We start from the raw sequence: 23,560 nt of genomic DNA, 5'->3' as shown, positions 1-23,560 counted from the left end.
AGCGCGCGGGCGCGCCGACCGGACATCCGGTGTACGACCCCCATTGTCGCCGTTGTTCCCGCCTGGCGGGCTTCCGCGACGAGGTGCACGAGCGCCACCCCCAGTACGCCTGCCTGCCGGTGCCTTCCTTCGGCCCCTTGTCGGCGAGCCTGCTGGTGGTGGGGCTGGCGCCCGGGCTGCACGGCGCCAACGCCACCAACCGCCCCTTCACCGGCGACGGCGCCGGCCCGCTGCTCTACGGCACGCTGAACGAGCTGGGCCTGGCCACGCGCGAGCCCCCGGTGCTGGCGGGCGACCCGCCGGCCAGCATCCGCGCCGACGACGGCATGCGCATGCTCGACTGCCGCATCTGCAACAGCGTCAAGTGCCTGCCCCCCGGCAACAAGCCGCTGCCGGCGGAGGTGCGCGAATGCAACGCCTACCTGCGCGCCGAGCTTGCCAGCATGCCGCGCCTGGCGGTGGTGCTGGCGCTGGGCACGGTGGCCCACGGCGCGGTGCTGCAGGCGCTGGGACTCAAGGCCTCCGCGGCGCGCTTCGCGCACGGCGCGCGCCACGAACTGGGCGGGCTGCGTCTGTACGACAGCTACCACTGCAGCCGCTACAACCAGAACACCGGGCGCCTGACCGCCGGCATGTTCCGGGGCGTGTTCGAGCGCGCCGCGGCGGATGCGCGCGCCGCGGGAACCTGAGATGGCCGCCGACGACGCGCTGGCCCGGCAGGTCGCCGCGCTGCCCCACCTGCCGGGGGTCTACCGCTACTTCGCCGCCGACGGCACGCTGCTGTACGTCGGCAAGGCGCGCGACCTGAAAAAGCGCGTGTCCAGCTATTTCCAGAAGGACCACGGCGGCACCCGCATCGGCCACATGGTCTCGCGCATCGAGCGCATGGAGACCACGGTCACCGCCTCCGAGGCGGAAGCGCTGCTGCTCGAGAACAACCTCATCAAGACCCAGAACCCGCGGTTCAACATCCTGTTCCGCGACGACAAGTCCTACCCCTACCTCAAGCTGGGCACCAGCCACGCCTTTGCCCGCATGGCCTACTTCCGGGGCGCGGTGGACCGGCGCAACCGCTACTTCGGCCCCTATCCGAGCGCCTGGGCGGTCAAGGAAAGCATCACCGTGCTGCAGAAGGTGTTCCGGCTGCGCACCTGCGAGGACACGGTGTTTTCCAACCGCAGCCGGCCCTGCCTGCTGCACCAGATCCAGCGCTGCTCGGGCCCCTGCGTGGGGCTGATCTCGCAGCAGGACTACGCCGCCGACGTCGAGGCCGCCACCCGCTTCCTGCGCGGCGAGCACGACGGCGTGCTGGGCGATCTGCAGCAGCGCATGGAGCAGCTGTCCTCCGAGCTGCGCTTCGAGGAAGCGGCGGTGCTGCGCGACCAGATCGGCGCGCTGTCGCGGGTGCTGCAACAGCAGAGCATGGAAGTCGACGCCGACCAGGACGCCGACATCCTCTGCGTGGCGCTGCAGGGCGCGCGCGCCTGCGTGAACCTGGCGATGGTGCGCGGCGGGCGCCACCTGGGCGACCGCGCCTACTACCCCAGCCAGCTCGCCGGGCTGGACGACGCGCCCGAGGGCATGCCGCCCGAGCAGGCCGTGCTGGAGGCCTTCGTCGCGCAGCATTACCTGGACCTGCCGCTGCCTCCCGTGCTGGTCAGCGGCTGCGCGCTGTCCTCCGAGCTGATGGAGGCCCTGGAGCAGCACCGCGGCCAGCGCTGCCGCGTCGTGCTCAACCCCCGCGGCACGCGCCGGCGCTGGCTGGAGCAGGCCGAGCAGGGCGCGCGCCTGGCGCTGGCGCGGCTGCTGGCCGACGAGGGCGCGCAACACCTGCGCACCGACGCGCTGGCCCAGGCCCTGGGCCTGCAGCTCGACGACCTGGGCGCGCTGAGCGTGGAGTGCTTCGACATCAGCCACACCGCGGGCGAGGCCACGCAGGGCTCCTGCGTGGTGTTCCAGCAGCACGCGATGCAGCCTTCGCGCTACCGCCGCTACACCGTGGAGGGCATCACCCCCGGCGACGATTACGCGGCCATGCGCCAGGTGTTGACGCGGCGTTATTCCCGCGTGGCCGAGAACAGCGGCGAGGGACTGCCCGACATCGTGCTCATCGACGGCGGGCGCGGCCAGGTGGGGGTGGCCCGCTCGGTGTTCGAGGAGCTCGGGCTGGACATCGCCCGCATCGTCGGCGTGGAAAAGGGCGAAGGCCGCAAGGTCGGGCTCGAGGAACTGGTGTTCGCCGACTCGCGGCCCAAGCTGAGCCTGCCGCCCGACAGCCCGGCGCTGCTGCTGGTGGCGCAGATCCGCGACGAGGCGCACCGCTTCGCGATCACGGGCATGCGCGCGCGGCGCGCCAAGGCGCGCACCGGGGGCTCGCGCCTGGAGGACATCGCCAGCATCGGCCCGAAGCGGCGCTCCCGCCTGCTCGCCCGCTTCGGCGGCCTGCGCGGCGTGGAACAGGCCAGCGTGGAGGACCTGATGAGCGTCGAGGGCATCTCGCGGGAACTTGCGCAGGCCATCTACTCCGCGCTGCATTGAACCGGCCGGTCCGGACGGGCGCCGGGCTTGCCCGCATGGGGTTTCGCGCCCGGCGATGGAATAATGCTGGGCACCATGAACGTGCCGACCCTCCTGACCTGGCTTCGCGTGGCGGCCATCCCGCTGGTCGTCGGCGTGTACGCGCTGCCGCAGCACTGGCTGAGCCTGCCCGAGCGCAACCTCGCGGCCGCCCTGCTGTTCGTGCTGGCCGGGCTCACCGACTGGTTCGACGGTTTCCTGGCGCGACGCTGGAACCAGACCTCCGCCTTCGGCGCCTTCCTGGACCCGGTGGCCGACAAGCTGATGGTCTCGGCCGCGCTGCTCGTGCTGTTGCAGCTCGGGCGCATCGGCTCGCTGGTGGCGCTGATCATCATCGGCCGCGAAATCGCCATCTCGGCCTTGCGCGAGTGGATGGCGCGCATCGGCCGCTCGCGCGCCGTGGCCGTGAACTGGCTGGGCAAGGTCAAGACCGCCACCCAGATGGTGGCCATCCCGCTGCTGCTGTACGACGGGCGCCTGTTCGGCGTGCTGTCGGCGGCCTGGTGGGGCGGCTGGCTGCTCGACGTGGCCGCCGCGCTGACCCTGTGGTCCATGCTGTATTACTTCAAGCTCGCGCTGGCGGGCATCAAACTCTCCGAATGAGGTCCTCATGAGCCAGGAATCGTCCTCCTCCGCCGCGCCCGCCCAGGCGCGCCCGTGGCGCATCGCCGTGATTCCCGGCGACGGCATCGGCCAGGAGGTCATGCCCGAGGGGGTGCGGGTGCTGCAGGCCGCCGCCAGCCGCTTCGGCATCGCGCTGCAGCTGGAGGAATTCGACTTCGCCTCCTGCGACTACTACCTGCGCCACGGCAGCATGCTGCCGAAGAACTGGGAACAGACCCTGGGCGACTTCGACGCCATCCTGTTCGGTGCCGTCGGCTGGCCCGACAAGGTGCCCGACCACGTCTCGCTGTGGGGCTCGCTGCTGCAGTTCCGCCGCACCTTCGACCAGTACGTCAACCTGCGCCCGGCGCGCCTGATGCCTGGCGTGCGCTCCCCGCTGGCCGGACGCGTGCCGGGGGACATCGACCTGCTGATCGTGCGCGAGAACACCGAGGGCGAATATTCCGACGCCGGCGGGCGCATGTTCGCCGGCACCGAGCGCGAGATGGTGGTGCAGGACTCCATCATGACCCGCATCGGCGTCGACCGCGTGCTGCACTTCGCCTTCGAGCAGGCCGAACGCCGCCCGCGGCGCCTGCTGAGCTCGGCCACCAAGTCCAACGGCATTTCCATCACCATGCCCTACTGGGACGAACGCGTGCGCGCGGTGTCCCAGGCGCACACCCAGGTGCGCTGGAACCAGTTCCACATCGACGCACTGTGCGCGCGCCTGGTGCAGCGCCCGCAGGACTTCGACGTCATCGTCGGCTCCAACCTGTTCGGCGACATTCTCAGCGACCTCGCACCGGCGCTGTGCGGAACCCTGGGCATCGGCCCCTCCGCCAACCTGAATCCCACGCGCAGCGCTCCGTCCCTGTTCGAACCGGTGCACGGCTCGGCGCCGGACATCGCCGGCAAGGGCCTGGCGAACCCCATCGGCCAGATCTGGTGCGCCGCGATGATGCTGGACTTCCTCGGGCACCGCGACGCCCACGACGCCATGCTGGGCGCCATCGAGGCCGCGCTGCAGCCCGATTCCCAGGCGCCGCGCACCCCCGACCTGGGCGGCCAGGCCAGCACCAGCGAGCTCGGCCGGGCCATCGCCGCCCAGGTAGCCCGGGCCTGATCGGCCCGCCAGCCCGCGCCGGCGCCGGCTCCGCGGCGTTCCCACCACGCGGGCCGCGCGCTGGCACTTCCCTTGATTGACACGCGCAGCGGTGCTCGCTCTAATGCGTGGGCTGGCGCCGCAAGCCTTGTAATCCGCGGCGCTCGGCGTGATCGCGGTGATGCGAGCCGGGCCTCGAAAGACCCCCGGTGCGCTTCCGGACCTCGGGTCCGCGCGCATCACGAACCGGGCGCAACGGCTGAACCTCGGCCTGGGGCGTACGCGCAATTCTCCGGAGGCATCGCGACGTGTCCGCGGGCGGGCGCAAGTTCCGTGGCGTCGTGTCGTCGTCAACTCGTTCAACCACACCATCCTCATGCAGGGGGCCAGAGTGAATAAAACAGAACTGATCGAACACATCGCGAAGAAGAGCGAGATCTCCAAGGCCGCCGCTGCGCGCGCTCTGGATTCGATGATCGAAGGCGTCAAGGTCACCCTGAAGAAGGGCGGCAGTGTCACGCTGATCGGTTTCGGCACCTTCGCCGTGACCAAGCGCCCGGCGCGTACCGGCCGCAACCCCCGCACCGGCGCGACCATCAAGATCAAGGCCGCCAAGGTGCCGAAGTTCCGCGCCGGCAAGGGTCTGAAGGACGCGCTGAACTGATGCACTAAACTGCGCGCCAGGCTCGCGCGGTTTGCCGGAGCACGTCGGGGTGCTTAGCTCAGTTGGTAGAGCGGCGCCCTTACAAGGCGTAGGTCGGGGGTTCGAACCCCTCAGCACCCACCACCTGCAAGCCGCGCCCCACGCTGGGGCACACGAAGGCGAACCTCGGTTCGCCTTTTGTTTTGGTGCCTCCCGATTTCGCTATCCGCGCGTCCGGCCGCCGAGCCGGAGCCGTCCCCAGCCGCCATGTTCGAATTCGTCCGCAAGCACAACAAGCTCCTGCAGGTGGTGCTGTTCCTGCTGATCGTCCCGTCCTTCGTGCTGTTCGGCATCCAGGGCTACAACCACTTCACGGGCGACGGCAACCTGGCGGCCAAGGTCGACGGCATCCCGATTTCGCGCGAACAGCTCGACTCCGCCGAGCGCGACCAGGTGGCGCGCATGCAGCAGGCACTGGGCGGCAACGCCGACGCGGCCGCGCTGGACACGCCGCAGATGCGCATGCGCACCCTCGACGCCATGGTGCGCGAGGCGTTGCTGCAGGTGGCCGTGAACAAGCAGCACCTTCAAGTCGACGACAGCGCGCTGCAGCAGGCCATCCTGCAGATCCCGCAGATCGCCGCGCTGCGCGACAAGGACGGCCGCTTCGACGTCGCCGCCTTCCGCAAGCTGATCCAGGAACAGGGCATGACCACCGGCCAGTTCGAGTCCAGCGTGCGCGCCCAGCTGCTGCTGCAGCAGGCGCAGGGCGGCCTGGCCGACAACGCGCTGGGCAGCCGCGCCGTCGCCGCCCAGCTGGCCGACTGGCGCACGCAGACCCGCAGCGTGCGCGTGGCGCAGTTCCAGGCGGCCGATTTCGCCAAGGACGTGCAGCCCGACGCGGCGCAGGTGCAGGCCTACTACAAGGCCCATCCCGAGCAGTTCCAGGTTCCCGAGAAGGCCCAGGTCCAGTACGTGGTGTTCAGCGCCGCCCAGCTCGAGGCCGGCGTGCAGGTCGCGCCCCAGCAGGAGCAGGCCTATTACGACGCCCACAAGGCCGAGTTCAACAGCCCCGAGCAGCGCCGCGCCAGCCACATCCTGATCACCCTGCCTCCGAAAGCCACGCCGGCGCAGGTGGCCCAGGCTCAGGCCAGGGCCGAGGCGATCGCCGCGCAGCTGCGCAAGGATCCGGCCGGGTTCGCCGAGCTGGCGCGCAAGGATTCGCAGGATCCCGGCACCGCCCCCGCCGGCGGCGACCTGGGCTGGTTCACGCCCGACGCCATGGTCAAGCCCGTGGCCGACGCGGTGTTCGCGCTGCACAAGGTCGGCGAGGTCGCCGGGCCCGTGCGCTCCCAGTTCGGCTTCCACGTGGTCGAACTCACCGGCATCCGCCCCGCCGAGACCAAGACCCTGGCCCAGGCCAGGGCCGACATCGACACCGCGCTGCGCAAGCAGCAGGCCACCAAGCTGTTCCACGACGAGTCCGACAAGTTCAGCTCCATGGTCTACGAGGACAGCCGCAACTACGACAAGGTGGCCGCCAGGCTGCACCTGCAGGTCCGGACCGCCGCCGACGTGACCTCGCAGCCGCGCGCCGGGGACCCCTCGGCCGACCCGCTGGCCAGCCCCGCCTTCCTCAAGGCCTTGTTCGGCAAGCTCAGCGTGCGCGACCGCCGCAACATCCCCGCGGTGCGGATCGCGCCCAACGTGCTCGCCTCCGGACGCATCGTCCAATTGCAGCCGGCCACCACGCTGAGCTTCGAGCAGGCGCAGGACCGCGCGCGCCAGATGCTGACGCAGGAACTCGCCGCGAAGCGCGCCGTCCAGGCCGGCGAGCAGGCGCTGGCGCAGGCGCGCGCCGGCAAGGCCCAGCCGCAGTGGGGCGCGAGCCAGCAGGTGTCGCTGGCGCAGGAGCCATCGAGCGTGCCCCAGCCGGTGCTTCAAGCCGTGTTCCGCGCCAACCCCGCCAAGCTGCCGCAGCTGATGGGCGTGGCGCTGCCGGGCCAGGGCTACGAGCTCGTATCCGTCGACGCCGTCACCCACGCCAAGCCCGGCGCCGAGGAACTCGCCGCCCAGCAGGGCACGCTGAACCAGATCCTGGGCCAGGCCTACGAACAGGCCTACGTCGACTCCCTCAAGAAGGAGTACGGCGTGAAGATCTTCTACAAGCCGGGGGACAACACTTCCGGCTGAGCCAGGAACATGCCTATAATGGCCGGTTTCCGGTGGTGGCTGTAGCTCAGTTGGTAGAGTCCAGGATTGTGATTCCTGTTGTCGTGGGTTCGAGTCCCATCAGCCACCCCAACGAATGAACGCCGAGAGCCCAGCCAGCGCTGGGCTTTCGCGCTTTTTGCCGCCTCATCCAGGGCTTTCGGTCGTGGGCGTGGCCTGGTGGTAGCGGACTTGCCATCGCCCTTCGACGCGCAGCCACAGCGAGCAGCGGTGCGCATGCCTGATATCCGAGCCGTCCGCCAAACGTTCGGCCGTGCGATAGGTCAGCAGCGCAGCGTCGGCGCCCAGCGCCGTGAGCGCGAAGGCGTCGGACGTGATCGCGGCGCGTGACGGTCCTTCGGATGCCAGGGCGGCGATCGTCTCGGCGCGCGTGTACCGGATGCCCGAACGCCCCACCTCCTCGAAACCCTGGTGCAGCAGCGCGTCGACGCGGGCGCGATCGCGGCGGACGGCCGGATCGTGAAGCTCCCTCTCCAGCGCGGCGAGGTCTTCCATCGGATCGGAAGGCGGCGTCATCGATTCGACTTCGGGCGGCGGCAGTGCGCGTTGGCTGAGACGGTTGACGGCGAGTGCTTCGCAGCCTTCGGCGAGCTCAGCGGCCAGGTTGCGCTTCATCGGCGTGCTCCCCGGCCGTCAGGCCGTCGTCCGAGCATCGTGCGGCTGCGTGACCAGGTCGACGCCCAGTGCCCGGCACACGCGCAGGATGGTGTCGAAGCGCGGCTTGGCCCCCGGCTTCAGCGCGTTGTAGAGATTCTCCCGGCCAAGCCCGCTGTCGGCGGCCAGCTTCGCCATTCCGCGGGCACGTGCCACATGCCCCAGGGCGCGGATGATCTCGTCGGAGTCGCCGTCGGTGAACACCTGGCGCAGGTACTCGGCGATGGCCTCGTCGGAGTCGAGTTCGCTGACGATGTCGAAGGGGACGAATTTCAGGTTCATGGTTCAGATCTCCCTGGCCATCTTCACTGCGCGCCGGATATCGGCGCATTGCGTGGACTTGCTCCCGCCCGTCAACAGGAACACCACGATCCCGTCCCGGATCGTGAAGTACAGGCGGTAGCCGGGCCCGACGTCGATGCGCATTTCGGATACGTCGCCCTGGACCGGCTTGAAGTCTCCGAGATTGCCTGCCTGGGCGCGCTCGAGGCGACGCCGTATCGCCGTCGCCGCCCGCAGATCCTTGAGGCTTGCACGCCACTTGGCGAAGGTCACGGTCTGCTGGATGACGTAACTCACGAGCCAATTGTATCGAATACGATACTAGTGGCGAATGTCCGTTACGCGCGCATGGGCAGCCTGGTTCCGTCTTCTGCGTCATGGATGGCGTGTTCGTCACGGCGCCAGCAACATGCTCCAGTTCGCATCTTCGTCCCGTGTCGCACCCCAAGCATTGAACGACGAAGCCCGGCCAAGTGCCGGGCTTCGTCGTTTGCGCATTGCGGTTTCCTTGGGGTTGTGAGCCTGGCTCGTGTCGAGGCACTAAGCGTGCCGTACCGCTCCGTTGGTGACAGGGTGCTGCCCCAATCTTCCAGCGGGCGTTCAGCCCTGCCTGCCATCCGCGGCCGAAGGCGCGGAAATGGTGCAGGGCTGCCGGCTTCTGCCGTAGCGCTGGTACGCCTGCAGGGGGCGGATCAACTACGCCGAGTTGTTCGATGGGATGTATGCCAGAAGAGACTCGATTCCTTGCATCCATCCCGGCAGATGAGACTGGTCCAGACCACAATGCCCCGTAATGCATGCTCCATCGGGGGGGGAGGGCTGAAAGCGCCAATCGCCGATGATCGCACCTCTGTCCAGTACTTGCACTCGCAGGTTGAAGCCAGCCTCAACGCCTGCGAGTTCCGCATGCTGTCCCGGCCGAAGCTGCGCATGCATCGACTGGATCTGTTGCAGAAAGCCCCGCAACTCGCCGGGCATCACGCTCCATGCCCCCTCCGCCTGGATCCCCGGCACTTCGATCTTGATCCACACATCGAGCCACTCAAGATACGGGCCACCAGGCTCCTCGCGCTGCGTCGCAACGGGGCGCATCTGAAGTTGAAAATCGGCGGTGTCAATGGATAGCATTTCAGTAATACATGAAATGAAGGATGGTCCAATCCGCCTCCCGGACCACGACCTCTAAGGTTTTCGGAACTCGAGCATAGCCATCGCCTCTTCTCACGAAGCGTGTCATGCGGATTTCGTAACGAAATACGCCGGGGATCTTCTGCGGGTCGGGCACCCTACGACCATATTTTATCGCCAGATGAAGCATGTGTACAGGTACGAATCGACCTGGGTTTGCCATATGATTGGCAGTCTTATCGGTAAACTGCAGTCGCTGGACTGAAAGCCCACGCACCCTGCTGCGTAGCATTGAGAGTATGTCGCTTGTGATCCTCGCTGTGGCAAAGTCACTGGCCTGCCCGGTGGCAATTCGGACCATTGGCGCGAACCCGGCGCGAACGAATTTCAGTGCCGCGGGAGCCACTAAAATCAAATCATAGGGGTCAATGGTAGGTGGTTCTAGCGGCGCCTCCTCGATTCTGAGCAGTTCACCGGAAAGACCAAAGATTCGCCAGACTTTTGACGTACTTTCCTCCACGAACCCCACGCAGTCGTTGTTCCGCTCGTCGATGATGGGGCGCGCACCGTATGGAAGTGATGGTATTTCCACCGCAAATGCATCGCCGACGATGTTCGACGGGAGGTACGGAAGGAATATCCCAGGCTCCATTCCGGAATACTGCGTGGTGTTCATGCGGAAATGATCCTGTCAAAAATATTTTGCGCAAGAGTTCTTAAAACGATGGATTCTCGGCGAGATCATCGATTGCTTTTCTGGTTCCCAATGGTGTGGATTCCGCCCCGGAATTGCATGCTGTACACAGCAGAGGACCAGTGTGTCCATTCGGTACGTTCAGGCGCGGCATGGCGAAGAAATGAGCCTTCAAGCGCGTGGGGATACCTATCGTGCCGGAGAATGTCGGAAGTCGCAGGTGCACGCGGGCAAGACCTTAGGCGTTCGGCGGAAACACAGGTCTTTGTCGGGCGCGCTCCACGAATATCCATGGCGCAGGGCCTACAGCATCTGGCGACCCAGGGCGTTGGCGCTCAGGAGGAGGCGCGATGTCCGCTGGGGGCAGCTACCTCCGCGGTGGTGCTGGGCCTTGCGGCCATTGGCCATCCCAGCTCCGATGCTCGGCTTCAGGCTCAGCTTGGTGGCAGCGCCTGCGGCTGCAGTACGGGAATTCAGACGCAGGCGCGCTTCGGGGACGATGCGGGAAGTCGAGACGTCGGACTCGGCGTCGTAGGCGGTTCAATACGGCCGGCTTCGCGGGTCTTGACGTAGGTGGCGTCGATCCACAGGTAGGGCCAGTCGCCCTCGATCTGGCGGTTGAGGAAGGCGCCGACCTGTTCGTCGAGCTCGCCGCACAGCCGCGACACCTGGCTCTTGGACACGCCGCTCATGCCCATGGCCTTGACCAAGTCGTCCGAGTCGAGTTCGCTGACTGCTCGCTATGCGCGCATTCAATCCCAGTGAACGGAAGAGGGAAATTGAACCCTATGTCGCCGGCGGATATGTCGCCGACGGCATTTTCGAGTAGGATTGAATCCTACTTGCATGTACGGAGTTGCCATGCGGACGACCCAGCAGATGAGCATCACGTTACCCAACGAGATGGCGGAAGCGGTAAGAACCAAGGTGCGCGCCGGCGAGTACGCCAGCGAGAGCGAAGTGATTCGAGACGGCCTTCGAGCACTGCTGGCGCGAGACCGGGCGGTCGAGACATGGCTGCAGGACCAGGTCGGTCCGGCCTATGACGCACTGAAGGCCGATCCGAGTCGCGCAGTGACGCCCGCGCAGGTGCGTGCGCGCCTGGCCGAGGAACAAGCGAAAGGATGATGCGTCATCGGGTCGTTTTCAGCCCCGAGGCGCAGGATCAGATCGTTGACTTGTACCGGTACATCGCCTCAGCCGCTTCGCCTGCTGTTGCGGCGCGCTACACGGACGCCATCGTGGCGTATTGCGAGAGCCTGAGCCTGTTTCCTGCGCGAGGAAACTGTCGCGACGACGTGCGCCCGGGACTGCGAATCACCCACTACCGCAAGCGCACTGTGATCGCCTTCGCGGTTGAGGACGACGTCGTGCCCATTCTCGGCGTGTTCTACGGCGGTCGGGACTATGAGAGTCGCCTGAGTGACGATCAGCGCGACGACAAGGGCTAACGTGGTCGCAGGATGCCGCTGATGTCAGCGACCTTTGTGTGCTGCATTGCGGCCGCGGCCACCCGCGACGTCGAGTGCCCGCTTTGGTTTAGGTTTGTCCGATGCCTGCCCGTGCGCGCAGACGGCCTCGCGCATCCTCGGCGTGAGGGTAGGCGTTGGACAAAGCTCCAGGGAGGAAATCGCGGCGCGTGTGGCAGCGGCGGTCGAAGCCTATGCCGCTGTGGGGATTGTGGCAGCAAGGTGGCGGGTTGCGGCGCTGGAAATTGCATCGGTGAACACCTGGCGCAGGTACTCGGCGACGGCTTCGTCCGAGTCGAGTTCGCTGACGATGTCGAAGGGGACGAATTTCAGGTTCATGGTTCAGATCTCCCTGGCCATCTTCACGGCGCGCCGGATATCGGCGCTTTGCGTGGACTTGCTCCCGCCGGGCAACAGGAGCACCACGATGTTCGAACACCAAGCCCGGTTCTACCGCTCACCCGGCGCCTACCCGCCCCGTGCGTCGCCCGGGCGGAGGGCTTCAAGGCTCAGGTTTCCCAGGGGTTGATCACCTTGACGCGGGCCGCCAGGTACGGGGCCACATCGCGCGTGGCGACCATCAAGGCGCGCGAGCTTGCCGTGGCGGCGATGTAGCCGTCCGCCATGCCGATGGCTTGGCCGTCGCGTCGGGCGCGAGCCATCAGGCTCGCATAGGCTTGCGAGGCATCGAGATCGAAGGGCAGGACGCGGCCCGTGAAGGCGGGCAGGACCTCGCGTTCCAGACGCTCCTGATAGACCGTGCGCCGACGGCCTTGGCGCATGCTTGCCACGCCGAAGCGCAATTCCGCGACGGTAACGGCCGACAGGTAGAGGGTTTCGATGGCTTGCGCATCCACCCACGCCAGAACACCCGGGTCGGGTGAGATGCGCCACAACTCGGAAATGACGTTGGTATCGACGAGGATCATTCCAGGTTCATCGGCTCGGCAGGCGTGTGGTCGCGCAGCTGATCGAAGTGTCGCGCTTCCGAGTCGGTCAAGCCGCCGGCTTCGCGGGCAATCGACCCCAGGAGCGCCCCGAGCTTCAGGCGCCCCTCGGGCTTCGTGGCCTGTTCCAGGATGTCACGCACCTCGGCCTCGGTGCTGCGTCCGTGCTGGGCTGCGCGAGCCCGCAAGGCTCGATGCACGTCTTCCGGGAGGTTCCGGACCGTGAGGATCGGCATGGCTTGAACTTTTCCTTGCCAGAAAAACAATGACTGCATTTTACATCCGTGCAGTCATCTGTGCGGGCGCTGCAGGCGGCCGCCCTTCCCGGGGCCAGGGCGTTTTTCAAAGCACCACGCTGGCGCTCAGGTCTTCAGGTGTGTGAAGCGCGAGCGTGACAACAGCTTCCTGAAGTCGCGGTCGAAGCTCACCAGGTGCTCTCCCAGTTGCTCCACCGCAGCCGCCAGCCAGGCGTCGGGAAGGTCGTTGCCGACGAGTTGCTTGTCCAGGCACAACTGGCGCAACCTGGCCCACTCGGGTCCCAGCGATGCCAGTTCGACGCCCGGGAATGCAAGCAGCGCGTCCACGAAGGCCACGGCATCGGCCGTCGGTGTTGGTCGCACGAAGATCCTCGCGCTGGTGACCAGACGCAACAAGCTGGCAAGCACCATGGGCATCAGGGTGAGTGTGCCACCGTTCTCGGCCGAAACGAGCGCTTGCTCCAGCCAGGCGCGCGCGGCCTGGTGATGCGGATGGTCGCTGCGCGAGGCTGCAACCAGAACGTTGACGTCAGGCGTCATCGCCGAGTGCTGCCAGGAGAGCCTTGTTGCTGGTCGGTTCGACCCCCGGCACAAGCCCGCCATGCCCGTCGAAGACCGGCAGGCGCCTGCGGCGGGTGCCGGCCTCTCCAGGGGGCCTGGCTCGCAGCCGCAACTGCAATCCCTCCTCGATCACGCGGGTCAGGCTGGTCCGCTGCTGCGCCGCAAGTGCCTTTGCGCTGGCCAGCAATTGGTCGTTGAGGTCGAGGGTGGTCTTCATGTGCTCAGTGTACAGATTTCTGTATGAAATCGCATCCCATCGCATCGCATCGTCCTGAGCCGTGTGCCGGGTAAATGCGGCAGAGTGCGCCGAGATCGATCAAGGCAGCAGCGTGGCTGTCCAGTTCGCATCTTCGTCGCGCACCGCACCCCAAGCATTCCTGAACAAAAGCGAGCATGCGAGGGTTCCGAATGATCACGCATGGCATCGCCACATGCGTGGCCAGACCCCTTTGCGCGGCGCTCCATGTGGCGCCGTGGTCCGCGGTGCAGGATCGCACCGTGCCTCGGACAACGATCGAACGGGCGCCCGGGCTCAGGTGCCCACGCGCGTGCCCTGCGGAGCTGCCGAGGAACTCTCCAATCGCGCCATTGTCGCGACGGCCGTCGCCATGGCCGGCGGCGGCCTCAGCGGACTCGTGGCGGCCCTGCTGCTACTGCCGTGCGTTCACGACTTCGTGCTGTTCGAGTCGCGCGACGTACTCGGCGGCCCAAGGGCCGGAGTTCAATGCCGCCGGCGACCGCGCTCGAAGGCCGCCAGAGACCATTGCGCGACGTCTTCAGGGGTCACGTTGACCATGGTGTCGAGGTCGAGGGTCCTCATGCTGGACCAGCTTCCACCATCCGTGGCGCGAAACAGCGTGCCCGTGACCACGTCCGCCCATGAGCGAGTCAGCTCGATGTTCAGAAGCGCGTAGATGCGCCCGTCACCACCGCGCGCGTAGCGCTGGACGTCGATCGACCGAGTGAACCAATCCGGCAACTTGCCCTTGCGCGGAAGAAGCCCGATTAGCCTCGTGGAGGCTTCGCTGAGGTAGTGCGGATTGCTTGCATACACGCTCACGGCAGTTCCCCTGGTCGCGCGGCATGCGGTCCATTCCCTCTCGGAGCGCCGGCCTGGTCACGCAATACTGCGAATTCTTCGCCCTGCCTCTGCCTGGGCGAAGGAAACAGCGTCAGACTACGCTGTTTTCAAGTCGACGCGCGCACGTTTGCGTGTTCCGATGTTCGTGGTGGCGCTTTGTCGAACTGGTTCTTGCAGGCTCCGCACGGTCGGGGCCCCCAGTAGAAAAAAAGCGCGGCAAGGCCGCGCTTTGATCGACGGATGGCAGGGCGAGCCCGGCCACCGCCATTTCTACGGCGAATCAGCCCAGAGTCCGGATCCTGGTAGCCTGCGGGCCCTTCTGGCCTTGGGCCACCTCGAATTCAACGCGCTGGTTCTCGGCCAAGGTCTTGAAGCCGCTGCCCTGAATTTCCTTGAAGTGGGCGAAGAGGTCCTTGCCACCGCCATCAGGCGCGATGAAGCCAAAGCCCTTGCCTTCGTTGAACCATTTCACGGTACCGGTTTCGGTCGTCATATTATCGAATTCCTTTAGAAGTTGCCGGGCGCAAGAGCGCGCCTGGCGAAGAGACGCAAAGAAGATCTTCAGAAGGGGATTCGACTCGACCGCCAGCATGCTGCTGGAGCGGGAAGAAAGACCTAGGAGCGGATGGTCTTGTGCATGTCAGCCGTCCGAGTGTAAGCGAATTGCGCGGAACACGCACAGGCGCGTCGTTCGGGCGTTCGCCATCCCCACCACCGCTGCAGGCGTACACTCGGCAAAGTGGCTGCCCCTCGCAGACATTGACTGGAGGCGCAGCACCATGCCCAAGGGAATGCAACGCGGCAACCGAGAAGCCAAGAAGCCGAAGAAGGATCATTCGGCGCCCAAAGCCCCGGGAACTGGGAGCGATGCTGTCGTGCGCCCGCCTGCTCCGCTCGTGCCGGACCGACGCAAGAAGAAGTAGCACGGTGGCGCCGCCATGTCCCCGCTGACGGGGCCGGCGGCTTGGTCAGGCTGTTTCGGCGTCTACGATACCCGGCTACCCCTGTCCCCGACGACCTGCCCATGCCCCTTCCAAGCATCCGCGTCGCCATTGTCGGCGGCGGCCTCAGCGGACTCGTGGCGGCGCGGCTGCTGCAGCAGCAGGGGGTGGATGACTTCGTGTTGTTCGAGGCGCGCGACGTACTCGGCGGGCGCATCCAGTCGGTGGATGCAGGCGGCTGCGTGGCGGACGACAGCGTCCCCGCGCTCGACCGCTTCGACCTGGGCCCGACCTGGTTCTGGCCCGACTACCAGCCCCAGCTCGACCAACTGGTGGACGCACTCGCCCTGCGGCGCTTCGAGTCCTTCGAAGCCGGCGACATGCTGGTGGAGCGCTCGCCCCACGAGGCGCCGCGGCGCATGCGGGGATACGCCAGTTCGCCTGCGTCCATGCGCCTGCTCGGAGGTACCGGCGCCCTGATCGCGGCGCTGCGCGGCCGGCTCGACCCCGGGCGCGTTCTGCCGGCCCACACGGTGCGTCGACTGCGTCACGCGGGCTCGCAGGTCGAACTCGACATCGAACACGCCGACGGACGCACCATGACCTGGCGTGCCGCGCAGGTGCTGTTGGCCCTGCCGCCGCGCCTGGCGGCGGCCCGCTTGGAGTTCCAGCCTGCGCTGCCCCCGGAACTCGCGCGCAGCTGGCTCGCCACGCCGACCTGGATGGCGCCGCACGCCAAGTACGTGGCCGTCTACGAAACCCCGTTCTGGCGCGAGCAGGGCCTGTCCGGCGCCGCGCAAAGCGCGCATGGGCCGATGGTGGAAATCCACGACGTCTCCATGCCCGGCGGACACGCCGCATTGTTCGGCTTCCTCGGCGTGCCCGCGCGGGTGCGGCGAGGTGTGCCCGAGGAGCTGCTGCGCGCGCATTGCCGTGCGCAGCTCGCGCGCCTGTTCGGCGAACGCGCCGCGTCGGTGGTGGCGGATGCGCTGAAGGACTGGGCCGCCGATCCGCTGACCGCCACCGCCGAGGACCAGGACGCCGGCGGCCACCACGCCGAAGCTCCGCCATGCCGCCCGGCCAGCGGCCCTTGGAGCGCGTGCCTGAGGGGCATCGGCAGCGAATGGTCGCGGGCGTTTCCGGGCTATCTCGCGGGTGCGGTGGACGCCGCCGCCCGCGGCGCGCTGGAGGCGGCGGCCGCCCTGGGGCCTGTCGCGGAGGCCGCGCCAGGAAGCCCCGCTACCGAGCCCTGCAGCTGAGCCGCCCGGGCCAGATCGAGTTCGTCGAGCGCCGCCGGCGATGCGCATGTCCGGGCGCTGCGCGGGCAGCGCCCGAAGCTCAATCGGGCACCGGCGTGACCGTGGCGCTGCCGCTGGCGCGGTCGATGCGCACCCGCAGCCTCGCGTACTCCGGCAGTTCGCTCATCGGCGTCGGGTCCCCCTCGCAGGCGCAGCCCGGGATGATGCTGGCATAGCCGACGCCGAGCTCGACCTCGAGGGCCTCGGCGGTCTCATGCCCGCGCAGCAGCATCAAGGTGGCCTGGTCGACCAGCGCGCAGCTGCCGTGGGCCATCGCCTTCTGCAGCGGACCGAACAGGGCGTCCTCGGCCAGCAGGGCGTCGCGCAGCAGCGGCGCGAATTCGGCCCGGCCCCAGGCCTGCAGGGCGGTGTGCATCGGGGTCGTCATGGTCTTGGAGGTGAAAACCGGGACAGCAAGCCCATTGTGCACGCCGCGCGCGGCGGCCATCCGGGTTCAGCGAAGCCGGGCCCCGCGTTTGAACCGGTCCTGGGATTCGTGGCGCTGCTGGGCTGCAACGGACAGGGTCGCGGTGGGTCGCGCGACGAGGCGGGCGAGGCCGATCGGATCGCCGCTCTCCGCGCACCAGCCATAGCTTCCGTCGCGGATGCGCAGCAGGGCTTGCTCGATGGCGTGCAATTGCCCCAGTTCACGGCCGCGAATGCGCAACTCCAGCGCGTGGTCCTCTTCCAGCGAAGCACGGTCCGAGGGGTCCGGCGTTGCCTCGATTTCCTTGAGTTCCGAGGCGGTGGACTGCGCCGCGTTCAGCAGCACCTCGCGTTCGCGCTCGAGGATTCCGCGGAAGAACGCAAGCTGGTCCTCGCACATGTACTCCCTGACCGGCATGCCGATCGTCAGCGCGCCAACCGGCAGCGCTGATTCCCAGGTTCCATTCATGGCACATCTCCGTGGAAACGGGGGGTTCCCTTCCTTCATCATGCGCTACTTTTGAAGGCAGCGATAGCGTCAGGAGCGGCGGGGCCGAGGCGGTGCGCCGGAGATGCGTTTTCGCCGAGCGCTGCACGCGCGGCCGTTTTCGTGTAGCATGGAGTGGCTGATATGCACAAGACCGTTCGCCTTTAGGTCTTTCTACCCGCTCCGGTTCTGCCGGCGGCCGAGTTGAATACCCTTTTGAAGATCTTCTTGGCGTCTCTTCGCTGGGTGCGCTTTTGCATCCGAAAACTTTGAAAGGAATTCGACATGACGACCGAAACCGGTACCGTGAAGTGGTTCAACGAAGGCAAGGGCTTTGGCTTCATCGCTCCTGATGGCGGCGGCAAGGACCTGTTCGCGCATTTCAAGGAAATCCAGGGCAGCGGCTTCAAGACGCTGACCGAGAACCAGCGCGTGCAGTTCGAGGTGACCCAGGGCCAAAAGGGCCCGCAGGCGTCGAACATTCGAGCCCTGGACTGATCCAGATCGCACCGCCGGATGTCGGGCTTGCCCCGACCTCTCCCGAAGAAAGCGCGGCACTGCCGCGCTTTCTTTTTTGCCGAGGGACGCTCGCATGAAGAATCTGCAGGAAGCCACCGAGCGCATCTGCGAACTCAAGGGCAGCCAGATCGCGCTCGAGGCACTCGTGCCCGCGCTGATCGAAGGCCTGTCCGCGGCGTCTCGCGCGAAATGGCTGGTCTCGTTCGACGAGCACGCCGAAGCGGCGCGCACGGCCATGTTGTACGCCGACATCTCGGACCTCGTGCTGGCGTCCTTCGAGCGGGATGTCGCGCGCAACCGGGCCTTGTTTCTGGGGCTCGCCGCGCCCGGAGCGGCCGGGGCCGTGCCGGCCGCGGCCGGCACGCCGCTGATCACCACGAATCGCCGGTGGGTGTACATTCGACGGGCATGTGCACGCGCAGTCGCGGCGGCAACCCGCGCGATGAATCCCCGGGACTGACCCGCGCCTGGTGCGCGGTCGTCCTGCCCACCCTCACACACGAGTTCTCGCCGCCCAGGAGTCCCTCGCTCCCGGTGCTCAGGTGAGATCCCGACCCTCGGAAAGGAAGCCCCATGGCCAAGCCCAATTACCAGTTCGAAAAGCGCCAGCGCGAGCAGCAGAAGAAGCAGAAGAAGGCGGAAAAAGCCCAGCGCAAGCTTCAACCCGCGCCGGCCGCGCCGGAGTCCACTCCTCCCCAGACGTCTTGACGGCCCGTCGAGCCGTCTCGCCGCGCGGGCCATGAGCCGTCTCGCGCTGGAGCGGGTGCTGCAGTCGCAGGGTTTCGGAACCCGCAGGCAGTGCCGGCAGCTGATCGAGGGCGGCCATCTGCGCGTGGCCGGCACGCTGGTGGACGACCCGGCCATGCCGGTGGACACGGCGGGCCTGCGTTTCGAGGTGTCGGGCCAGTCCTGGCTGTATCGCGAGCATGTGTACCTGGCCTTGAACAAGCCGCCGAACTACGAGTGCTCGCGCCGGCCCAGCCACCATCCCGGCGTCCTGAGCCTGCTGCCCGAGGCGCTGCGGCTGCGCGGGGTGCAGGCGGTCGGGCGCCTGGACCACGACACCACCGGGCTGCTGCTGCTGTCCGACGACGGCGCCTTCATCCATGCCCAATCCTCGCCCCGGCGCAAGGTGCCCAAGCTGTACGTGGCCACGACGCAGGAGGCGGTCACGCCCGCCCTGGTCGCGAGCCTGCTGCAGGGGGTGCGACTGCACGACGAGCCGGAGCCGCTGGCCGCGCTGCGCTGCGAACAGCTTGCGCCCCGGGAACTGGCCATCGTGCTCGAGCAAGGCAAATACCACCAGGTCAAGCGCATGCTGGCTGCCGCCGGCAGCCATTGCGCCGCGCTGCGCCGCGTGGCCATCGGCGGTCTGCGCCTCGAGGCGCTGGGCCTGGCCGAGGGAAGCTGGTGCTACCTGGGCGAGGCCGAGCTCGCGCTGCTCCGGCCCGCCTGAGCCGGCTCAGGGCAGGGCCGGCGCGGCGCGCTGCCCGGCTTCCGGGCGCGGGAATCCGTACTATCGGCCTGGTGCTGTTCCATCCTGCCCGCTCGCCTTCGCGGCTTCGGGCCGACTCGCGAGGAAACGTTCATGGATCTGGGGATCGCCGGGCGCAGGGCGCTGGTGTGCGCATCGAGCAAGGGGCTGGGCCGTGCCTGCGCACTGGCGCTGGCCGCGGAAGGGGTGCATCTGACGGTGACGGCTCGCGGCGCGCAGGCGCTGGCCGAGACCGCGGCGCACATCCGCGGCACCTACGGCGTGGAGGTGCGGGAGGTGGTGGGCGACATCACCACGCCGCAGGGCAGGCAGGCCGCGCTGGCCGCGGCCGGGCCCGTCGACATCCTGGTCAACAATGCCGGCGGCCCGCCGCCGGGCGACTTCCGGGACTGGAGCCGGGAGGACTGGATCCGGGCGCTGGACGCGAACATGCTCACGCCGATCGAGCTGATCAAGGCGACGGTGGACGGCATGATGGAGCGCGGCTTCGGGCGCGTCGTCAACATCACCTCGGCCGCGGTGAAGGCGCCCATCGACATCCTGGGCCTGTCCAACGGGGCCCGCAGCGGCCTGACGGGTTTCGTGGCCGGGCTGGCGCGCAAGACCGTGCGCCGCAACGTCACCATCAACAACCTGCTCCCCGGGCCCTTCGCGACCGACCGCCTGGCCGCGACCGCCAGGGGGCAGGCCGCGTCGCAGGGAATCCCGGTCGAGGAGGTGCTGGCGCGGCGGGCCGCCGAGAACCCCGCCGGGCGCTTCGGCGATCCGCGGGAATTCGGGGCGGCCTGCGCCTTCCTGTGCGCATCCACTGCGGGTTTCGTGACGGGCCAGAACCTCCTGCTGGACGGCGGGGCCTTTCCCGGTACGCTCTGAGCTTTCCCCCACGCCAGGCCCACGCATGCGCGCAACGCCCCGAGCTGCTTCGATCGATTCCATGATCCTGGGCGCCGCGCTGGCGCTGCTGCTGCCGGCGGTGATCGTGCTGAGCCTGCCCGCCGCGGGCCGGCTGGCCATCTCCCCGGACTCGATCGCCTACCTGACGGTGGCCGGCCAGATCGCCGCCGGCAAGGGCCTGAGCATGCCCACCTTCGCCTTGTTCGGGAAGGCGAGCGCTTCCTTCACGACCTGGCCGCCCTTGTTCCCGCTGCTGCTGGCCACGGGCCTGTCGCCGATCTGGATCCAGGCCGCCGCGCTGGGCACGCTGGGGGCGGTGGTGTTCCTGATGTTCGCCACCACGCTGCGCGTGAACGCGCTGGCCGCGGTGCTGCTCGCATGGGCCTGCGCCTTGTCGCTGCCCCTGCTGGTGGACGCCACCTATGTGTGGAGCGAGGTGCTGGCGCTGGCGCTGGCGGCCTCGATGTTGTGGTCGCTGGCGGGAATCGACGCATCCAACGCCTGGCGGCGCTGGGGACTGGGCGTGGTGTCGTGCGCGCTGGCGATCTATGCGCGCTACGCCATGGCCCTGCTGGTTCCGGGCCTGATGCTCGCGCTGTGGATGGCGCCGCTGGAGTCCCGCGCACGCCGCCGGAGCCTGGCGCTGCTCACGCCCCTGGCCGTCGCGGTGCTGTTCGCGCCGCTGTTGCTGCACAACCTGTCGCAGAGCCAGCAGCTCACCGGCGCGGCGCGCGCGATGTCGGGCCGCGGCCTGGCGGCCAACCTGAGCGACGCGGTGCTGGCCGCGGCCTCGGCCTTCGCCGTGGCATCGCCATGGACGGCGGTGTTCGTGCTGGCCGTGGTGGCGGCGCTGGTCGTGGGGGGGCGTGGCGCTTCTAGGTCGCGTGCGCGGCGCGCCCCGCGCGGACGCCGGCGAGCGCGCCGATCCGGCCGCCTGGCTGGCGCGCCTGGCGCTGGTGCTGGCGTTGGTCTACGCGGCGGGCATGGTGGTGCTGCGCACGCTGGTGCATTTCGATCGACTGGATACGCGCCTGATGAGCCCGGCGGTGTTCCTGCTCGGCGTGGCCATCTGCGCGGCACTCGTGGCGAATGTGCGCTCGCCGCGCCACGGTGCCTTGGAGCGCACCGTACTGGCCGTGCCGTTCGTGGTCCTGTTGGTGCTCTCCCTGGGGAGAGCCGTCGGGAAGGGGGACGCAGCCTGGCATGCCTGGCGTCAATCCAGGTCACCGGACTGGCCCATGAATACGCTGCTGGTCTATCAGAACATCCGCCCGGTCAGCGTACCCGCGGTGGAGGGCGTGGTGTTGTGCCAGCGGCCGATGATGGTGCAGTTCCTGACCGGCTGGCAGGTGCGCCAGATCCCCCCGGGGCCCTGGAGCGATGCCCGGTTGCGGCAGATCGCCGCGGCGGCGCGCGGGCTGCTGGTGAGCGATGCCGAGAGCGCCGCGCTGGCCGCGGGCTTGCGCCGGATGATGCCGCAGGCGAGCTCGAGCACCGTGGCCGGCCGGCAGCTTCTGCGGTGGACACCGCCCCTGCGCTGAGCCTTCGGTGGCGCAGCCAGCCTCGATGGCGTGATCGCGGGCCCAGGCGGGCCCTCAGGCTCCGTGCGAGCCGTGGGGGCGCGCCTGCCGCCCTGGCGCCGGCGCCGACACGGAGCGAGCCGCTTCGGCCCGACGGGCCTGCGGGGCGGGCCAGCGGCCCTGGCGTGCCGCGCTCAGCAGCATCGAGGCGCTGACGTCGGCGTCGGCCGCCGCGGGGCGCTTCGCCCAGGGCCAGCGGCGCCTGGGCCGCGGCAGGGCGCGCGCGGGGTCGAAGCCTTCGGCGCGTACGCGGAAGAAGGCGAAATAGCGCTCCATCAGCTCGCGCGCCTCCGCGCTGCTCAGGCGCAGATCCCGCAGCAGCCGGGAGTCGGGGCCGAGCTGGTGGCCGCGCGGAATCACCACATGGCGGCACAGGAACGCGGCAATCTCATTCCACAGGGAGTCGTGCATCGGAAGTCTCGCATGGGCCCGGTCGTCAGGATTTGCAGCTTAGTAGAAAACCTTGACCCGAGAGTTATTGTGGAATCCTCGGAAATTTCCGAAATTCTTGGAAAAGTCCTTTGTTGACCAGGGCTTCCGACCTTCTGGTGCGAGCAAATGCAGGGCCGGGCAGTGCTTCGATTCACACGAGTGGCTGCGAAGCGATCGAGAATCATGGGCGATTAACAGGTTTTGCCGAATGGGCTGTATTACCATTTTTTGAAAATGGTTGGTTGGGAGTGCGAATATTGCTCTTTTTCCCTGATCCGGTCCCGAGGTGGCGATGTCTTCCGTGTCCTGCTCGTTGAGCGTTCCCACGTTGGAAGTGGGTGCCGAATTGCTGCGTCGCGCCCTGGACGCCGCGCGTGTCGCACCGCAAGCGCTGGCCGCGCATCCGGTGCCGCTGCGCGCCGTGCAGCAGGCCGCGCGCGAGGCGGTCCGCGAACTGGCGGTGGCGCCGCGTCCCGAACTCGCGCAGCGCGCCTGCCTGGTGCGCTTCGATCCGGACGCCTGGCCGGCCCTGGAGTTCCATCGTTGCGTGCTGACCAGCGTGGCCGCGCACTGGCTGGGCGCCGGCCAGGCCTACGGCCTGCTCGAGCAGGGCCCGGGGGTGTTCCAGCCGGTGGAGCCTGGAGGCCGCGCGGGGGCCGGCGCGCAGGGCGCGGGAGAGGGCAGCTTCCACACGGAGCTGGCCGCGTTTCGTCCGGCCTTCCAGCCGGAACTCGTGTCGCTGAGCTGTTGCGCGAACCGCGTGCGCGGCGGCGTCGGCGTGGTCGACGCTGCTGAACTGTTCGACGCGCTGCCTCCGGCATTGCGCGAGTGCGCGCAACAGGAGCGCTTTTGCCACGACGTGGGCGCGTCGCTGGGGCCGTCCTGCGCGCTCAGCAGCGAGGCGCGCAGCCTGGTGCGCAAGCTGGACGACGGGGTGCTGGCCGCCGTGGATCTCGCCGGCACGCGTCCCGCGCGTGCCGGCGACGCCGCGGCCCTGCGGGTGCTGCAGGAGATCGACGCGGCCGCGCGCCGCCGTGCGGTGTGGCTGCAGCTGCAGCCCGGCGACGTGCTGTTCCTGCGCAACCACCGCGTGCTGCATGCCTGGCGCGCCCCCCAGGGGGCATGGCGAGCCTTGCGCGTGTACTGGCGCCAGTCGCTGATTGCGCTGGGCAATTTCGCCGGCAGCCCGGCGCCGGGCATGTTCAGCGCCGAGCGCGCGCTGCGTCCGCCCGGACGCTAGGCGCGTGCGCTCCTG

At 68.2% G+C, this 23,560-nt stretch carries 32 protein-coding genes, 2 tRNA genes and 1 pseudogene; 18 read left to right on the top strand and 17 right to left on the bottom strand.

Annotated elements, in window-relative coordinates:
• Positions 1 to 29: 29 nt before the first annotated feature.
• From D466_RS0102930 to D466_RS0102895, 8 genes are all read left to right on the top strand, one after another.
• Positions 30 to 689 (top strand): uracil-DNA glycosylase, encoded by a 660-nt coding sequence (locus tag D466_RS0102930; RefSeq protein WP_018912203.1) that lies wholly within the window; start codon positions 30 to 32, stop codon positions 687 to 689.
• Complete coding sequence (uvrC, locus tag D466_RS0102925; protein ID WP_018912202.1) at positions 667 to 2,538, top strand: excinuclease ABC subunit UvrC; 1,872 nt, start codon at positions 667 to 669, stop codon at positions 2,536 to 2,538. Before D466_RS0102930 ends, uvrC begins: the two co-directional genes overlap by 23 nt.
• Positions 2,539 to 2,613: 75 nt before the next feature.
• Entirely contained in the window at positions 2,614 to 3,180 is a 567-nt protein-coding gene (pgsA, locus tag D466_RS0102920) for a CDP-diacylglycerol--glycerol-3-phosphate 3-phosphatidyltransferase (RefSeq protein ID WP_196803401.1), read from the top strand.
• A gap of 7 nt (positions 3,181 to 3,187) precedes the next feature.
• Positions 3,188 to 4,306 (top strand): tartrate dehydrogenase, encoded by a 1,119-nt coding sequence (locus tag D466_RS0102915; protein WP_018912200.1) that lies wholly within the window; start codon positions 3,188 to 3,190, stop codon positions 4,304 to 4,306.
• Between the two features lie 355 nt (positions 4,307 to 4,661).
• Positions 4,662 to 4,949 (top strand): HU family DNA-binding protein, encoded by a 288-nt coding sequence (locus tag D466_RS0102910; RefSeq protein ID WP_255325874.1) that lies wholly within the window; start codon positions 4,662 to 4,664, stop codon positions 4,947 to 4,949.
• A gap of 47 nt (positions 4,950 to 4,996) precedes the next feature.
• A tRNA-Val gene (locus tag D466_RS0102905) sits at positions 4,997 to 5,072 on the top strand.
• Positions 5,073 to 5,195: 123 nt separating this feature from the next.
• Positions 5,196 to 7,121 (top strand): SurA N-terminal domain-containing protein, encoded by a 1,926-nt coding sequence (locus tag D466_RS0102900; protein ID WP_018912198.1) that lies wholly within the window; start codon positions 5,196 to 5,198, stop codon positions 7,119 to 7,121.
• Between the two features lie 35 nt (positions 7,122 to 7,156).
• A tRNA-His gene (locus tag D466_RS0102895) sits at positions 7,157 to 7,232 on the top strand.
• Positions 7,233 to 7,286: 54 nt separating this feature from the next.
• Here the strand turns inward: D466_RS0102895 and D466_RS0102890 are convergent.
• From D466_RS0102890 to D466_RS20345, 6 genes and pseudogenes are all read right to left on the bottom strand, one after another.
• A complete protein-coding gene (locus D466_RS0102890; protein ID WP_018912197.1) occupies positions 7,287 to 7,775 on the bottom strand; it encodes a DUF4440 domain-containing protein in 489 nt (162 codons plus the stop codon).
• Positions 7,776 to 7,793: 18 nt separating this feature from the next.
• Positions 7,794 to 8,096, bottom strand: coding sequence for an addiction module antidote protein (locus D466_RS0102885; protein ID WP_018912196.1), 303 nt, complete (start codon positions 8,094 to 8,096; stop codon positions 7,794 to 7,796).
• 3 nt (positions 8,097 to 8,099) lie between these two features.
• Positions 8,100 to 8,393, bottom strand: coding sequence for a type II toxin-antitoxin system RelE/ParE family toxin (locus tag D466_RS0102880; protein ID WP_018912195.1), 294 nt, complete (start codon positions 8,391 to 8,393; stop codon positions 8,100 to 8,102).
• 399 nt (positions 8,394 to 8,792) lie between these two features.
• A complete protein-coding gene (locus tag D466_RS0102875) occupies positions 8,793 to 9,224 on the bottom strand; it encodes a hypothetical protein (protein WP_018912194.1) in 432 nt (143 codons plus the stop codon).
• A 1-nt stretch (position 9,225) separates the two neighbouring features.
• Positions 9,226 to 9,900 carry a hypothetical protein gene (locus D466_RS23790; protein ID WP_156003921.1) on the bottom strand — a complete coding sequence of 225 codons (675 nt, stop codon included), beginning with the start codon at positions 9,898 to 9,900 and terminating at the stop codon, positions 9,226 to 9,228.
• Positions 9,901 to 10,460: 560 nt separating this feature from the next.
• A pseudogene (locus tag D466_RS20345) lies at positions 10,461 to 10,640 on the bottom strand (transposase); the annotation flags it as partial.
• Between the two features lie 139 nt (positions 10,641 to 10,779).
• Between D466_RS20345 and D466_RS0102865 the strand changes: the two are divergent.
• Positions 10,780 to 11,046, top strand: a complete 267-nt coding sequence (locus tag D466_RS0102865) for a type II toxin-antitoxin system ParD family antitoxin (protein WP_026284819.1) — start codon at positions 10,780 to 10,782, stop codon at positions 11,044 to 11,046.
• Positions 11,046 to 11,369 carry a type II toxin-antitoxin system RelE/ParE family toxin gene (locus tag D466_RS0102860; RefSeq protein ID WP_026284818.1) on the top strand — a complete coding sequence of 108 codons (324 nt, stop codon included), beginning with the start codon at positions 11,046 to 11,048 and terminating at the stop codon, positions 11,367 to 11,369. Before D466_RS0102865 ends, D466_RS0102860 begins: the two co-directional genes overlap by 1 nt.
• A 210-nt stretch (positions 11,370 to 11,579) precedes the next feature.
• Here D466_RS0102860 and D466_RS24390 read toward each other — a convergent pair whose 3' ends face one another.
• From D466_RS24390 to D466_RS0102825, 7 genes are all read right to left on the bottom strand, one after another.
• Complete coding sequence (locus D466_RS24390; protein WP_018912190.1) at positions 11,580 to 11,726, bottom strand: hypothetical protein; 147 nt, start codon at positions 11,724 to 11,726, stop codon at positions 11,580 to 11,582.
• A gap of 170 nt (positions 11,727 to 11,896) precedes the next feature.
• On the bottom strand, positions 11,897 to 12,316 hold the full coding sequence (locus D466_RS0102850; RefSeq protein ID WP_018912189.1) for a type II toxin-antitoxin system VapC family toxin: 420 nt from the start codon (positions 12,314 to 12,316) through the stop codon (positions 11,897 to 11,899).
• On the bottom strand, positions 12,313 to 12,570 hold the full coding sequence (locus D466_RS0102845; protein ID WP_018912188.1) for an Arc family DNA-binding protein: 258 nt from the start codon (positions 12,568 to 12,570) through the stop codon (positions 12,313 to 12,315). The genes D466_RS0102850 and D466_RS0102845 overlap by 4 nt, the downstream gene beginning before the upstream one ends.
• A gap of 126 nt (positions 12,571 to 12,696) precedes the next feature.
• Positions 12,697 to 13,131 (bottom strand): TA system VapC family ribonuclease toxin, encoded by a 435-nt coding sequence (locus D466_RS0102840; RefSeq protein ID WP_018912187.1) that lies wholly within the window; start codon positions 13,129 to 13,131, stop codon positions 12,697 to 12,699.
• The gene (locus D466_RS0102835; protein WP_018912186.1) at positions 13,121 to 13,369 is read right to left on the bottom strand and encodes a DUF6364 family protein; all 249 of its coding nucleotides are present in this window, start codon (positions 13,367 to 13,369) and stop codon (positions 13,121 to 13,123) included. Before D466_RS0102835 ends, D466_RS0102840 begins: the two co-directional genes overlap by 11 nt.
• A 504-nt stretch (positions 13,370 to 13,873) precedes the next feature.
• Entirely contained in the window at positions 13,874 to 14,212 is a 339-nt protein-coding gene (locus tag D466_RS0102830; RefSeq protein ID WP_018912185.1) for a hypothetical protein, read from the bottom strand.
• A gap of 301 nt (positions 14,213 to 14,513) precedes the next feature.
• Complete coding sequence (locus D466_RS0102825) at positions 14,514 to 14,726, bottom strand: cold-shock protein (protein ID WP_018912184.1); 213 nt, start codon at positions 14,724 to 14,726, stop codon at positions 14,514 to 14,516.
• Positions 14,727 to 15,257: 531 nt separating this feature from the next.
• Between D466_RS0102825 and D466_RS0102820 the strand changes: the two genes are divergently transcribed.
• A complete protein-coding gene (locus tag D466_RS0102820) occupies positions 15,258 to 16,433 on the top strand; it encodes an FAD-dependent oxidoreductase (protein WP_018912183.1) in 1,176 nt (391 codons plus the stop codon).
• Positions 16,434 to 16,512: 79 nt separating this feature from the next.
• On the opposite strand, the gene D466_RS0102815 is transcribed toward D466_RS0102820, so the two are convergent.
• Both D466_RS0102815 and D466_RS0102810 read right to left on the bottom strand, forming a co-directional pair.
• On the bottom strand, positions 16,513 to 16,860 hold the full coding sequence (locus tag D466_RS0102815) for a hypothetical protein (RefSeq protein WP_038165083.1): 348 nt from the start codon (positions 16,858 to 16,860) through the stop codon (positions 16,513 to 16,515).
• 66 nt (positions 16,861 to 16,926) lie between these two features.
• Positions 16,927 to 17,367 (bottom strand): TraR/DksA C4-type zinc finger protein, encoded by a 441-nt coding sequence (locus tag D466_RS0102810; protein WP_018912181.1) that lies wholly within the window; start codon positions 17,365 to 17,367, stop codon positions 16,927 to 16,929.
• Between the two features lie 303 nt (positions 17,368 to 17,670).
• Here D466_RS0102810 and D466_RS0102805 point away from each other — a divergent pair, with 303 nt between their 5' ends.
• The 5 genes from D466_RS0102805 to D466_RS0102785 all read left to right on the top strand — a co-directional run bounded on the left by D466_RS0102805 (position 17,671) and on the right by D466_RS0102785 (position 20,272).
• Positions 17,671 to 17,883 carry a cold-shock protein gene (locus D466_RS0102805; RefSeq protein WP_018912180.1) on the top strand — a complete coding sequence of 71 codons (213 nt, stop codon included), beginning with the start codon at positions 17,671 to 17,673 and terminating at the stop codon, positions 17,881 to 17,883.
• Between the two features lie 94 nt (positions 17,884 to 17,977).
• Positions 17,978 to 18,364: a hypothetical protein gene (locus D466_RS24655; RefSeq protein WP_018912179.1), complete on the top strand. Its 387-nt coding sequence runs from the start codon at positions 17,978 to 17,980 to the stop codon at positions 18,362 to 18,364.
• A 113-nt stretch (positions 18,365 to 18,477) separates the two neighbouring features.
• A complete protein-coding gene (locus D466_RS24935) occupies positions 18,478 to 18,612 on the top strand; it encodes a hypothetical protein (RefSeq protein ID WP_018912178.1) in 135 nt (44 codons plus the stop codon).
• A 31-nt stretch (positions 18,613 to 18,643) separates the two neighbouring features.
• Positions 18,644 to 19,360 (top strand): pseudouridine synthase, encoded by a 717-nt coding sequence (locus tag D466_RS0102790; protein WP_018912177.1) that lies wholly within the window; start codon positions 18,644 to 18,646, stop codon positions 19,358 to 19,360.
• Positions 19,361 to 19,492: 132 nt separating this feature from the next.
• Positions 19,493 to 20,272, top strand: a complete 780-nt coding sequence (locus tag D466_RS0102785; RefSeq protein ID WP_018912176.1) for an SDR family oxidoreductase — start codon at positions 19,493 to 19,495, stop codon at positions 20,270 to 20,272.
• A gap of 159 nt (positions 20,273 to 20,431) precedes the next feature.
• Here D466_RS0102785 and D466_RS0102780 read toward each other — a convergent pair whose 3' ends face one another.
• Positions 20,432 to 20,713, bottom strand: coding sequence for a hypothetical protein (locus D466_RS0102780; protein ID WP_018912175.1), 282 nt, complete (start codon positions 20,711 to 20,713; stop codon positions 20,432 to 20,434).
• A 446-nt stretch (positions 20,714 to 21,159) separates the two neighbouring features.
• On the opposite strand from D466_RS0102780, the gene D466_RS0102775 reads away from it, so the two are divergent.
• A complete protein-coding gene (locus D466_RS0102775; protein WP_156003919.1) occupies positions 21,160 to 21,834 on the top strand; it encodes a hypothetical protein in 675 nt (224 codons plus the stop codon).
• 54 nt (positions 21,835 to 21,888) lie between these two features.
• On the opposite strand, the gene D466_RS0102770 is transcribed toward D466_RS0102775, so the two are convergent.
• Complete coding sequence (locus tag D466_RS0102770; RefSeq protein WP_018912173.1) at positions 21,889 to 22,284, bottom strand: DUF1493 family protein; 396 nt, start codon at positions 22,282 to 22,284, stop codon at positions 21,889 to 21,891.
• A 313-nt stretch (positions 22,285 to 22,597) separates the two neighbouring features.
• Here D466_RS0102770 and D466_RS0102765 point away from each other — a divergent pair, with 313 nt between their 5' ends.
• Positions 22,598 to 23,545, top strand: coding sequence for a TauD/TfdA family dioxygenase (locus D466_RS0102765; protein ID WP_156003917.1), 948 nt, complete (start codon positions 22,598 to 22,600; stop codon positions 23,543 to 23,545).
• Positions 23,546 to 23,560: the final 15 nt, after the last annotated feature.

It is taken from the genome of Thiomonas sp. FB-6, from assembly GCF_000377645.1.
Classification (GTDB): Bacteria; Pseudomonadota; Gammaproteobacteria; order Burkholderiales; family Burkholderiaceae_C; genus Thiomonas_A.
Note: the sequence above shows the minus strand (reverse complement) of the source record. Positions and strands in the feature narration are given on the sequence as shown.

Bases quoted from the DNA above. Each gene is read 5' to 3' on its own strand.
- D466_RS0102865 (WP_026284819.1), top strand. From the start codon at position 10,780: ATGCGGACGACCCAGCAGATGAGCATCACGTTACCCAACGAGATGGCG.
- D466_RS0102915 (WP_018912200.1), top strand. From the start codon at position 3,188: ATGAGCCAGGAATCGTCCTCCTCCGCCGCGCCCGCCCAGGCGCGCCCG.
- D466_RS0102815 (WP_038165083.1), bottom strand. From the start codon at position 16,860: ATGACGACCCCGATGCACACCGCCCTGCAGGCCTGGGGCCGGGCCGAA.
- D466_RS0102850 (WP_018912189.1), bottom strand. From the start codon at position 12,316: ATGATCCTCGTCGATACCAACGTCATTTCCGAGTTGTGGCGCATCTCA.
- D466_RS0102910 (WP_255325874.1), top strand. From the start codon at position 4,662: ATGCAGGGGGCCAGAGTGAATAAAACAGAACTGATCGAACACATCGCG.
- D466_RS24655 (WP_018912179.1), top strand. From the start codon at position 17,978: ATGAAGAATCTGCAGGAAGCCACCGAGCGCATCTGCGAACTCAAGGGC.
- D466_RS0102845 (WP_018912188.1), bottom strand. From the start codon at position 12,570: ATGCCGATCCTCACGGTCCGGAACCTCCCGGAAGACGTGCATCGAGCC.
- D466_RS23790 (WP_156003921.1), bottom strand. From the start codon at position 9,900: ATGAACACCACGCAGTATTCCGGAATGGAGCCTGGGATATTCCTTCCG.
- pgsA (WP_196803401.1), top strand. From the start codon at position 2,614: ATGAACGTGCCGACCCTCCTGACCTGGCTTCGCGTGGCGGCCATCCCG.
- D466_RS24390 (WP_018912190.1), bottom strand. From the start codon at position 11,726: ATGAACCTGAAATTCGTCCCCTTCGACATCGTCAGCGAACTCGACTCG.
- D466_RS0102860 (WP_026284818.1), top strand. From the start codon at position 11,046: ATGCGTCATCGGGTCGTTTTCAGCCCCGAGGCGCAGGATCAGATCGTT.
- uvrC (WP_018912202.1), top strand. From the start codon at position 667: ATGCGCGCGCCGCGGGAACCTGAGATGGCCGCCGACGACGCGCTGGCC.
- D466_RS0102820 (WP_018912183.1), top strand. From the start codon at position 15,258: ATGCCCCTTCCAAGCATCCGCGTCGCCATTGTCGGCGGCGGCCTCAGC.
- D466_RS0102790 (WP_018912177.1), top strand. From the start codon at position 18,644: ATGAGCCGTCTCGCGCTGGAGCGGGTGCTGCAGTCGCAGGGTTTCGGA.
- D466_RS0102825 (WP_018912184.1), bottom strand. From the start codon at position 14,726: ATGACGACCGAAACCGGTACCGTGAAATGGTTCAACGAAGGCAAGGGC.
- D466_RS0102835 (WP_018912186.1), bottom strand. From the start codon at position 13,369: ATGAAGACCACCCTCGACCTCAACGACCAATTGCTGGCCAGCGCAAAG.
- D466_RS0102840 (WP_018912187.1), bottom strand. From the start codon at position 13,131: ATGACGCCTGACGTCAACGTTCTGGTTGCAGCCTCGCGCAGCGACCAT.
- D466_RS0102805 (WP_018912180.1), top strand. From the start codon at position 17,671: ATGACGACCGAAACCGGTACCGTGAAGTGGTTCAACGAAGGCAAGGGC.
- D466_RS0102885 (WP_018912196.1), bottom strand. From the start codon at position 8,096: ATGAACCTGAAATTCGTCCCCTTCGACATCGTCAGCGAACTCGACTCC.
- D466_RS0102770 (WP_018912173.1), bottom strand. From the start codon at position 22,284: ATGCACGACTCCCTGTGGAATGAGATTGCCGCGTTCCTGTGCCGCCAT.
- D466_RS24935 (WP_018912178.1), top strand. From the start codon at position 18,478: ATGGCCAAGCCCAATTACCAGTTCGAAAAGCGCCAGCGCGAGCAGCAG.
- D466_RS0102900 (WP_018912198.1), top strand. From the start codon at position 5,196: ATGTTCGAATTCGTCCGCAAGCACAACAAGCTCCTGCAGGTGGTGCTG.
- D466_RS0102875 (WP_018912194.1), bottom strand. From the start codon at position 9,224: ATGCTATCCATTGACACCGCCGATTTTCAACTTCAGATGCGCCCCGTT.
- D466_RS0102890 (WP_018912197.1), bottom strand. From the start codon at position 7,775: ATGAAGCGCAACCTGGCCGCTGAGCTCGCCGAAGGCTGCGAAGCACTC.
- D466_RS0102765 (WP_156003917.1), top strand. From the start codon at position 22,598: ATGTCTTCCGTGTCCTGCTCGTTGAGCGTTCCCACGTTGGAAGTGGGT.
- D466_RS0102785 (WP_018912176.1), top strand. From the start codon at position 19,493: ATGGATCTGGGGATCGCCGGGCGCAGGGCGCTGGTGTGCGCATCGAGC.
- D466_RS0102810 (WP_018912181.1), bottom strand. From the start codon at position 17,367: ATGAATGGAACCTGGGAATCAGCGCTGCCGGTTGGCGCGCTGACGATC.